The following is an 8,638-nucleotide window of genomic DNA, read 5'->3' as shown; positions in this document are numbered from 1 at the left end:
GCTCTGCTCGACCACGTCCTCGCTGGTGAGGAAGTATCCCCGGATCTCGTCCTGCGTCAGGTGCGGTTGGACCTTCAGCCGGGCTCCCATCGCGTCCTCCGTTTTTCGAGGAAATAAACGACGTGAACTCGGATACGTATGGTACATCCTGCGGCAACACTTCACCAGGATTTAGTATCACAGAGGACACAGAGTTCACGGAGAAGAAAAGCAGTTCCTCCGCGGTCTCCGTGCCCTCTGTGAGAGACCTTTCCTGGATCCCCTCCCTAGGGACAAGGGACCTGCTTTGCAGATGATCGCCCCGCTCTCGTCCTGGTAGCCTTCGCGGCGGATGAGCGGAAGAACGCGGGCGGAGGAGGAGCGGCGCCGACGTCTCCGCTGTTCTCCGCGCCTCCGCGTGAGACCTTCTGTTCAGGAATGTAAATGAACGCCGCTCAGTTCTCTGGACGCCGAAGGTTTGTTCCACCTACATCCGCCTGTTTCAACGACTTTGCTGCATTCTGGTGAAAACATCAGTTTACAGGGAAGTGGCATGCCGATTGCCCTTTCGCCAGTACGAGCGACGGACGAACCGCGCACCCGAGTGTTGCAGGGCAATGGCTGCACAACGTATTCTGGTCATCGAAGACGAGCCGGGTGCGCGGGAGGCACTGGAAAGCCTGCTGTCCGAAGAGGGCTACACGGTGGCGTCGGCCGAGAACGGCGAGGCGGGGCTCCGGCGGCTCAGCGAGTTCCGCCCCGACACCGTGGTCTGCGACTTCTACCTTCCCGACACCGACGGCCTGCAGATCCTGCGCAGGGTGCGCTCGCAGGCGCCGCACCCGGTCACCTTCATCGTGATCACCGGCGCGTGCGGGGGCGACGGCGTGGAGCGGCTGCTGCAGCGCGAGGCCGACTTCTTCCTGCAGAAGCCCGTCGATCTCAAGCGCCTGCGGCACGCGCTGGAGCGCCACGACGGACCCGGCGCCCACGCCGCGGCGGCCGCGCAGGGCTGACCCCTTTCTCCGGAACCCCACCCATGGCGGACTACGACGACCTGCCGACCTTCGTGATCGAGACGCGCGGCGGCGGGAGTGGCGCCGGCACCTTCCTGCTGGGCGCGCTGGTGGGCGCCGCGGTGGCGCTGCTGCTGGCCCCGCGCTCGGGCGCCGAGACGCAGGCCGAGATCGTGGGCGCCGCGCGGCGCCTGCGCGACGACGTGGAGGGGCGGGTGACCGGCGTGCGCGACCGCGTGGCCGACCGCGTGGAGGCCACCCGCGGCCGCGTGGGCGGGGCCTTCGAGTCCGTGCGCGGCGAGGTGGAGACGCGCGTGCACCAGGCCCGCAGCGCGCTGGAGGTGGGGCGCAGCGCCGCCCGCGACGCGCGCGGCGAGCTGCAGCGCCGCGTGGACGACGCCAAGCGCGCCTACCGCACCCGCCGCGACGGCGATGGCGCGGACGACGGGGATGCGGAGGCGTCCGAGGCGTCGTCGTCCGCCGCTGGCGGCGAGGTCGTGATCACCGAGGTCACCACCGAGGAGGACCGCGGCGACCTGGCCTGAGACGGGCGGGCGTTGACGGAAGCGCCGCGCCGCCGCGAGTTTACGGCGCATGTCTCCGCCGACCGCCGAGCGCAGGCGCTGGACGCGCCGGGTGAACGTGCCGAGGGCCGCCGTGGCGGCCCTCGCGCGCGTCACGCGCGGCGGAGGAGACTTCGTCGCGCACCTGTACCGCAAGGCCGGCGAGGACGAGATCTTTTTCCTGGCCGGGGGGATCGCTTTCGACGTGGTGTTCGGGGCCATCCCCTTCCTGCTGATGCTGGTGGGGATCTTCGGCATCGTCCTGAACCGCATCGTCGACGATCCGCGCAAGGCGGCGGTCGACTACGTCGTCACCATCCTCCCCCCCACCGAGTCGGTCGTCAACCGCACCTACCAGATCATCGACGCGGTGCTGGCGGGGCGCACCAGCTTCGGCGTGATCGGCCTGGTGCTCTTCCTGTGGAGCAGCACGCGGCTGATCGCCACGCTCCGGACCTCGCTGAAGGAGATCTTCGACCTTCCCGAGGAGCGGGGGATCGTGGAGGGGAAGGTGTTCGACCTGCAGATGGTGCTGGTGGCGGGAACGCTGTTCGTGGCCAACACGGGGATCACCGTGATCCTCACCGCCGCGCAGGAGATGGGGGTGCGGCTGATCGGGAGCCGGTGGCTGGACGTGCAGACGGTGCAGCTGGTGTGGGCGCGGTTGCTGGCGTTCCTGTTCATCTTCCTGATGTTCCTGCTGATCTACCGCTACCTTCCCAAGCGGCGCACGCCCTGGCGGATGGCGATCGTGGCGGCGGTGTTCACCTCGCTGGCGTGGGAGCTGCTCAAGGGGCTGTTCGCTACCTACGTGCTGCATTCCACGGGGTGGACCACGGTGTACGGCGCGCTGGTGACGCCGATTATCCTGGTGCTGTGGATCTACTACTCGGCCGTGGTGTTCATCCTGGGCGGCGAGATCGCCCACGTGTACGACCTGATGCGCAAGCGGCGGATGCAGCGCGAGCTGCTGGAATGACGAGGAGTGCGATGAGGGGTGCGAAAGTGCGAGAGTGCGTGAGTGCGAAGGTGCGCGGGATGGCGATGCTGGGGCTGGTCCTCGGCGCGTCGGCGCTGTCCGCGCGGGCGGCGATGGCGCAGCTGCCGCTGGAGCCGCTGGCCCTGGAGCACGGCGTGGCCGGCGAGGGCGCCGAGCGTTACCGCGACCCCCCGGTGAACGTCGAGGGCACCTACGTGGTGATCTCGCTGGCCGAGCACCGGCTGTACCTGATGGAGGAGTCGCGCGTGCTCTGGTCGGCCGTGGTGGGGACGGGAACGGGAACGCGGCTCGAGGGCGCCGGGCAGAAGTGGGAGTTCTCCACCCCGCGCGGGATGTTCCGCATCCAGCGCAAGGAGAAGAATCCGCGCTGGTACGTGCCCGACTGGCAGTACATCGAGCGCAAGCAGCCCATTCCCCCGGCCGATTCGCCGCGCCGCTGGGAGCGCGGGATGCTGGGGACGACGGCGCTCTACCTGGGCGAGGGCATCGCCGTGCACGGGACGAACCACCCCGAGCTGCTGGGGCAGAACGTCTCGCACGGCTGCATCCGCATGTCGAACGAGGCGGCGCGGTATCTCTACCACCAGGTGGACGTGGGGACGCCGGTGTTCATCTACTGAACCGCGAGTGCGTGAGTGCCGAAGTGCGTGAGTGCGCCGGATCGTTGCGGTCCGGCGCACTGTTCCGTGAACCGTGTCATCTCATGGTGCGGGTGATGGATGGCTCGCAATATCGCAGTTACGCTCTCGCACCGGCGCACTTTCGCACTCCCGCACTGGCGAACTCTCGCACTCCCGCACTGGCGCACTTTCGCACTCCGTTGCAATGCCATAACATTCACCGGCATTGACTCCGCCGACATCGCGTGTAATAGATAGATGAACTCCCCGCAACCAAAAGAACGGTCCGGCGACCGCGTGGTCGCGCAGAACCGCAAGGCTCGCCACGAGTTCCACGTGCTCGACACCTGGGAGACGGGGATCGTGCTGCAGGGGACCGAGGTCAAGAGCCTGCGTGCCGGCAAGGCCAACCTGGCCGACGCCTTCGCCACCTTCAGCGGCGGCGAGCTGTGGCTGTACAACCTGCACGTCTCTCCCTACGAGCAGGGGAACCGCTTCAACCACGACCCGCTTCGCCCCCGCAAGCTGCTGATGCACCGCGGCGAGCTGCGCAAGCTGGTGGGGCAGGTGGAGCAGAAGGGGCTGACGCTGGTGCCGCTGGACATCCACTTCAGCAACGGGATCGCCAAGGTGAAGCTGGCGCTGGTGCGGGGAAAGAAGCTGCACGACAAGCGCGACTCGCTGCGCGAGCGCGCCGAGGAGCGCGACATGGAACGCGGATTCAAGGACAGGGAGTTCTGATGATCCGTCGACCCACTGCCTTCCTGCTGGCCGCCCTGCTCTCCCTCCCGACAACCCGTCTCCTCTCCCAGAACCGCCCCGCGGCGTGGCGGCTGGAGTCCGGCCGCGCGCCGGTGGAGGTGCGCGAGTCGGGCTCCCGCGGCTATCCCGCGCTCCCCGCCTCGGCGCTGGTAAGCCTGGGCGCCGAGCTGGCGTACGAGGGCGACGCGGTGGTCGCCCGCCTGGGCGCCGGCGAGGTGCGCTTCGCCCCCGGCTCGCCCGAGATCCGCGTGGACGGGCAGCCGCGGATGCTGGAGCACGCCGTCTACTCCGAGAACGGCACCGTCTTCGTTCCCGTGGAGTTCTTCGGCACGCCGCTGGTCGACGCGTCGCGCGGCGGGCTGTACGGTGACGTGGCGGCGCGCACGGTCCGGCGCGTGGCCCTCGCCGACGCCGGCGCGGACGCGGCGGTGCGCGCCGGCGGGCCGTCCGCGGAGGCGCCGCCCGCCGCGCGTCCCCAGCCACCCGCGGTGCAGACGGCGGCCACGCGCACGCCGCACCGTCGCCTCGTCGTGGTGGATGCGGGGCACGGCGGCGTGGATCCCGGGGCGCGCGGGCCCAACGGCACGCGCGAGAAGGACGTGACCCTGCGCGTGGCGCGGATGGTGGCCGACCTCCTGCGCGACGATCCCACCCTCGAGGTGCGGATGACGCGCGAGCGCGACACCCTCATCGCCCTGCACGACCGCACGCGCTTCGCCAACCGCTGGAAGGACTCGGGGCAGCCCGCCGTCTTCATCTCCATCCACTGCAACGCCAACGAGAGCCGCGCGGAGAAGGGGTTCGAGACGTACTTCCTGTCCGAGGCCAGGACGGCCGACGCGGAGCGCGTGGCCAACTTCGAGAACGCGTCGGTGCAGTACGAAGAGCACGCGGCCAACGGCGACGCGCTGGGGTTCATCCTGACCGACCTGCGCCAGAACCACTACCTGCGCGAGAGCAGCGAGTGGGCGCAGCGCATCCAGGACGGGCTGCGGGCCATCCACCCCGGGCCCGACCGCGGGGTGAAGCAGGCGAACTTCGCGGTGCTGCGCGGCAGCTTCATGCCCGCGGTGCTGGTGGAGATCGGGTTCATCTCCAACCACCGCGAGGAGCAGCTGCTGAACGACCGCGACATGGAGGCGACGATCGCCCGGCAGCTGGCCGACGCGGTGCGCGCGTACTTCGACCGCCCGGGGGTGCGCCCTGCCTCGGAGTGAGGTAGATTCCGCCCCTCGGCCGAGACCAGCGGCCCGCCGGACGAGCTCCGGCGGGCCGTTGTTTCGTCCAATGCGGCTCCGAGGCCCCCCAAACGGCCTCACGCGGAGGCGCGGAGACGCGGAGAGAGGTCGCGGAGTCGATCGAGAATCCGCGCGGCCGGTACATCACCAACCGGGAGGAGATGACGTGAAGCAACCGATCCCGATCCTGGCGCTCGACGTGCCCGATGCGTCCGCCGCATTCGCGCTGCTGGAGCGCGCCGGGCCAGCGGCGGATTTCGTGAAGGTGGGGCTGCAGCTCTTCACCGCCGAGGGACCGGGGATCGTCCGCGAGCTGCGCGGGCGAGGGCTTCGCGTCTTCCTCGACCTCAAGCTGCACGACATCCCCAACACCGTGGCGCACGCGGTGAAGAGCGCGGCCGCGCTGGACGTCGATCTCCTGACCGTCCACGCCTCCGGCGGCCCGTCGATGCTGCGCGCGGCGGCGGAGGCAGCGGGCGCGCGGCTCAGGCTCCTCGGCGTGACCGTGCTTACCTCGCTGGGAGACGAGGAGCTGGCACGGGCGTGGGGGCGCGATGCCGTGCGCGCGGAGGACGAGGTCGCGCGGCTGGCGGGGATGGCGCGGGAGTGCGGGATCCCCGGCGTCGTCGCGTCGGTGCACGAGCTCCCCGCCGTGCGCCGCGCCGCGGGCGAGGAGATGCTGGTGCTCACCCCCGGCATCCGCCTGCCCGGCGACGCCGCGGGCGACCAGTCACGCGTGGCCACGCCGGCCGAGGCGGCGCGGCTGGGCGCGGACTACGTGGTCCTCGGCCGCTCCGTCACCGCCGCGGCGGACCCGGCGGCGGCGCTCGCGCGGGCGATGGAGGAGCTGGCCTCCATCCACTGAGCGGCGCTCAGTGGATGGGCACGCATCCTGCACTGCTACGTCATCCGGGAGCAGAAGACTCTGGCGCGATCCGCCTAAGGATTGCATAATGATGCTCCCGCCGGTCCCGCCGCAGCTACTCGGACCCAACCCATTCCCCTTCATCCGATCCGCCCCATGAAATCACCGGCCCTGCGATCAATCGCAGCCGCGGCGCTGTTTCTGGCTGCCAGCGCCTGCGGCGACTCGGTCACCTCGAATGACACCCTGCGCACGCCGGCCGCCCCCTCCGGCGGCCTGGTCGACGGGCTGCTGCTGAGCGTGGTGCAGCGCCTGCTACCGTTGCGCCAGGACTACACTGCCAGCGCCACCATCGGCACCGGCGGCGGCACCATCAGCATCCCCGAGGCGGGGTTCCGCATCACCTTTCCCGCGGGCGCGGTGAGCAAGTCGACCAGGATCACCGCGACGGCGGTGGCGGGGTCGAACGTGGCGTACCGCTTCGAGCCGCACGGGCTGGTGTTCGCGAAGGAGCCCACCATCTCCCAGGACCTCGGCCTGACGAACGTGGTGAACGCGCTCCTTTCGACCACGCTCCAGGGCGGCTACTACGCCGACGACTCGGACCTGGGCGACGGTGTGGTGTCGGTCACCGAGACGCGGCCGGCCACCATCGACCTGCTGCGCCTGCGGACCACCTTCACCATCCGCCACTTCTCGGGCTACGCGGTCACGAAGAAGAGCGGGTACATGGGTGCGTCGGGAACCCGTACCGCCAGCGGTGAGATGGTTCGGTAGCAGCGTGGAGATACGCGGCAGGGCGCTGCGCTTGCGCCACTGCGTATGTCGGTGCTTTCAATGCACTTGCGCTGAGGCGCGGCAGACGGGAACTTCGTCTCCGAAGTTTTGCCTGCCGCGCCTGTTTCTCCTTCGAATGATCCCCAGCCAAGATCCGGCCGACCCGACGGCGCTCGACGCGCTGATCGAGGCCGGCCAGGTTGCCGAACGCGACGGCGACCGGCCTACCGCCCGCGACCACTACGAGGCGGCCCTGTTCCGGCTGCGCACGCCCGGACAGGAGCCGCTGGCCGCGTCGCTGCTGCGGTGGATCGCGCGCACGCATCTGGACGAGGGAGCCATCGCGGTGGCGGACGAGATCGCCGAGGTGGCGCTGGCGGTGTCGCGACTGGCCGGCGACCTCGGCGGCGAGGCGCACGCGAACAACCTGCTCGGGCTGATCCAGCGCGAGCGCGGCGACCTGGAGCGCGCCGAGCGGCTGCACGCGCTCGCCCGCGAGCAGGCGCGCGAAGCGGGGCTCACTCTCGTGGTGGCGATGGCGGAGACGAACCTGGGGATCGTCGCGAACATCCGCGGCGACTACCGCGAGGCGTTCCGGCGATACCGCGCCAGCTTGGCCGTCCACCGTGCGCTCGGTTCGAACCCCGCGATTCCGCACGCGCTGAACAACCTGGCCATGCTGCTGACCGACCTGCGCCGCTGGCGCGCGGCTGACCGCACGTTCGCCGAGGCGCTGCGGGTTTGCGAACAGCTGGGCGACGCGGCGGGGCGTGCGAAGATCGAGGGGAACCGGATCGAGGTGCTGATCGCGCGCAAGCGCTGGGGCGAGGCGCGCGTGGCCTGCATGCAGGCGCGGCGGCTGGCCGTCTCGACCGGCGACACGGGGACGGTGGCGGAGGTCTCCAAGCACCTGGGCGTGATCGCGCGCGAAACGGGGGACTGGCCCGCCGCGGCGCGCAACCTGGCCCGCGCGGCGCGGATCGCCGACGAGCGCGGCGACCTGCTGCTGGGCGCCGAGACCGCGCGCGAGCAGGCGCGCCTGCACTGGACGCGGCACGAGCACCGCGAGACGCTGCAGGCGCTCAACCGCGCGCACCGGCTGTTCTCGCGGCTGCAGGCGCGGCGCGACCTGGCCGAAGTGGCCGGCCAGCTCGGCGAGCTCGAGTCCACCTTCGTCGACATCGTGGCCGCCTGGGGCGCGTCGATCGAGTCCGCCGACCGCTACACGCGGGGGCACTGCGAGCGCGTGGCCAGTTACGCCTGCGCGCTGGCGCGGGCGGCGGGGGTGGAGGCCGACGTGCTGCTGTGGTTCAGGATGGGCGCGCTGCTGCACGACGTGGGGAAGATCGTGGTGCCGCCGGAGATCCTGAACAAGCCGGGGAAGCTGACGCCCGACGAGCGCGCGGTGATCGAGCGGCACCCCGACGCCGGCGTGGAGCTGATCGGCGACATCGAGTTCCCGTGGGACATCCGGCCGATGGTGCGCCACCACCACGAGGCGTGGGACGGGAGCGGCTATCCGGTCGGCTTGGCCGGCGAGGAGATCCCCCTTCCCGCGCGCATCCTGTGCGTGGCCGACGTGTACGACGCGCTGGCCAGCGACCGCCCCTACCGCCGCGGCTACTCGCACGAGCGCACGCTGGCGATCATGGCGGAGGAGGCCGGCACCCGGCTGGACCCCGACCTCTTCGCGCTGTTCGCGCGACTCGATCTGGCCGCCGCGCTTCCCCCGCCCGCGCTGGCCGCGGCATGAGGTCTGATCGACATCGAAAAAGATTGCATCTCACAGAGGACACAGAGGACACGGAGAACAGAATC

The 8,638-nt window shown here is 70.4% G+C and carries 9 protein-coding genes; all 9 read left to right on the top strand.

Annotated elements, in window-relative coordinates:
- Positions 1-596: 596 nt before the first annotated feature.
- On the top strand, positions 597-995 hold the full coding sequence (locus VF092_21840) for a response regulator (GenBank protein HEX6749950.1): 399 nt from the start codon (positions 597-599) through the stop codon (positions 993-995).
- A gap of 23 nt (positions 996-1,018) precedes the next feature.
- A complete protein-coding gene (locus VF092_21835) occupies positions 1,019-1,540 on the top strand; it encodes a YtxH domain-containing protein (protein ID HEX6749949.1) in 522 nt (173 codons plus the stop codon).
- A 49-nt stretch (positions 1,541-1,589) separates the two neighbouring features.
- The gene (locus tag VF092_21830) at positions 1,590-2,537 is read left to right on the top strand and encodes a YihY/virulence factor BrkB family protein (GenBank protein ID HEX6749948.1); all 948 of its coding nucleotides are present in this window, start codon (positions 1,590-1,592) and stop codon (positions 2,535-2,537) included.
- Between the two features lie 38 nt (positions 2,538-2,575).
- Positions 2,576-3,178: a L,D-transpeptidase gene (locus VF092_21825; protein ID HEX6749947.1), complete on the top strand. Its 603-nt coding sequence runs from the start codon at positions 2,576-2,578 to the stop codon at positions 3,176-3,178.
- A 258-nt stretch (positions 3,179-3,436) separates the two neighbouring features.
- Entirely contained in the window at positions 3,437-3,919 is a 483-nt protein-coding gene (gene smpB, locus VF092_21820; protein ID HEX6749946.1) for an SsrA-binding protein SmpB, read from the top strand.
- Complete coding sequence (locus VF092_21815; protein HEX6749945.1) at positions 3,919-5,157, top strand: N-acetylmuramoyl-L-alanine amidase; 1,239 nt, start codon at positions 3,919-3,921, stop codon at positions 5,155-5,157. The genes smpB and VF092_21815 overlap by 1 nt, the downstream gene beginning before the upstream one ends.
- A gap of 187 nt (positions 5,158-5,344) precedes the next feature.
- On the top strand, positions 5,345-6,043 hold the full coding sequence (gene pyrF, locus VF092_21810; protein ID HEX6749944.1) for an orotidine-5'-phosphate decarboxylase: 699 nt from the start codon (positions 5,345-5,347) through the stop codon (positions 6,041-6,043).
- Between the two features lie 156 nt (positions 6,044-6,199).
- Positions 6,200-6,820, top strand: coding sequence for a hypothetical protein (locus VF092_21805; protein HEX6749943.1), 621 nt, complete (start codon positions 6,200-6,202; stop codon positions 6,818-6,820).
- Positions 6,821-6,956: 136 nt separating this feature from the next.
- The gene (locus VF092_21800) at positions 6,957-8,573 is read left to right on the top strand and encodes an HD domain-containing phosphohydrolase (protein ID HEX6749942.1); all 1,617 of its coding nucleotides are present in this window, start codon (positions 6,957-6,959) and stop codon (positions 8,571-8,573) included.
- Positions 8,574-8,638: the final 65 nt, after the last annotated feature.

Source organism: Longimicrobium sp. (assembly GCA_036377595.1).
In the GTDB taxonomy this organism is placed as follows: Bacteria; Gemmatimonadota; Gemmatimonadetes; order Longimicrobiales; family Longimicrobiaceae; genus Longimicrobium.
Note: the sequence above shows the minus strand (reverse complement) of the source record. Positions and strands in the feature narration are given on the sequence as shown.

Coding starts and splice junctions, on each gene's coding strand:
- VF092_21835 (HEX6749949.1), top strand. CDS start 1,019: ATGGCGGACTACGACGACCTGCCGACCTTCGTGATCGAGACGCGCGGC.
- smpB (HEX6749946.1), top strand. CDS start 3,437: ATGAACTCCCCGCAACCAAAAGAACGGTCCGGCGACCGCGTGGTCGCG.
- VF092_21805 (HEX6749943.1), top strand. CDS start 6,200: ATGAAATCACCGGCCCTGCGATCAATCGCAGCCGCGGCGCTGTTTCTG.
- VF092_21840 (HEX6749950.1), top strand. CDS start 597: ATGGCTGCACAACGTATTCTGGTCATCGAAGACGAGCCGGGTGCGCGG.
- VF092_21830 (HEX6749948.1), top strand. CDS start 1,590: ATGTCTCCGCCGACCGCCGAGCGCAGGCGCTGGACGCGCCGGGTGAAC.
- VF092_21815 (HEX6749945.1), top strand. CDS start 3,919: ATGATCCGTCGACCCACTGCCTTCCTGCTGGCCGCCCTGCTCTCCCTC.
- VF092_21800 (HEX6749942.1), top strand. CDS start 6,957: ATGATCCCCAGCCAAGATCCGGCCGACCCGACGGCGCTCGACGCGCTG.